This window comes from Muricoccus nepalensis (genome assembly GCF_006438825.1).
GTDB classification, from domain to species: Bacteria; Pseudomonadota; Alphaproteobacteria; order Acetobacterales; family Acetobacteraceae; genus Roseomonas; species Roseomonas nepalensis.
The window spans coordinates 1-1,052 of record NZ_RCZP01000125.1 but is presented as its reverse complement, the minus strand read 5'-3'; the positions used below and the strand labels follow the sequence as shown (position 1 = coordinate 1,052).

Annotated in this window: 1 pseudogene; it reads left to right on the top strand. The window is 60.2% G+C overall.

Annotated features, from left to right (window positions below):
- Positions 1 to 279: 279 nt before the first annotated feature.
- Positions 280 to 1,052 (top strand): annotated as a pseudogene (locus tag EAH89_RS30905) (hypothetical protein); the annotation flags it as partial.

Genomic DNA, 1,052 nt, shown 5'->3' with positions numbered 1-1,052 from the left:
GAGATCGAAAGGCACCTGCTCCACCAACGGTTGGGGCACATCGGGAAGGATCGGCTCCGCACGCTCCTGACCAAGAACCTGGCCACCGGCATCGCCGTCAAGCCCGGGTCCAAATCTGTCGACATCTGTGAGCCGTGCCTCGCCGGCAAGCAGCATCGCGACCCGTTCCCATCCCTCGCCTCGCACCGCTCCCAGGAGCTCCTGGGCCGCATCCACTCCGACCTTCACGGTCCCCTCCAGACTCGGACTCCAGACGGCTTYCGCTACTGGATCACCTTTGTGGACGACTACTCGCGTTACAAGGAGGTACGTCTGCTCAAGCACAAGAGCGACRCCTTCGAAGTGTTCAAGGAGTTTGTCGCCAAGGCYGAGAGGGCTACCGGCAAGAAGRTGAAGGAGCTCCGGGATGACAAGGGTGGSGAGTACATCGGAAATGACTTTGACTCCTGGTGCCGTGCTCAGGGTATCACTCGTCAGCACACCGTCCGGGCGACGCCACARCAGAATGGYGTTGCTGAGCGCCTCAACCGCACCCTTGCCGAAGGCRTCGTCGCGATGCTCAACCAGGCACGCCTGCCTACATCGTTCTGGGGCCTCGCCCTAYGCTACCTCRTTCACATCCTCAATGCCACTCCCTCCTCCGCTCTATCTGAGACCACCTCCCACGCCGTCTGGCACAATGGCCARAAGCCGGACCTTTCCCTCTACCGTGTCTTCRGCTGCCRGGCATACGTCAACATTGCCCRGAAAGATCGCAAGAACCTCGAATCACACACCGAGCCCTGCATCTTCATCGGCTTTGCAGAAGGGTACAAGGGGTGGAAGGTCTACAACCCAGCCACCAAGAAGGTCTCGGTCGCTCGCGACATCGTGTTCAAGGAGGACAGCTTCCCCGGTCTCTCCACCAAGGACCACTCCCATGAACTTTGCCAGCCTCTCGTTGGTATTGCGGAGATCTGGCCACACGAGACTGAGGGCAGTGTTGTCCCTCCAGCACCAACGGCTTCAGGAGGTGGYGGCAGCAGAGTTGAARGAGACGACGAGTTGGACGA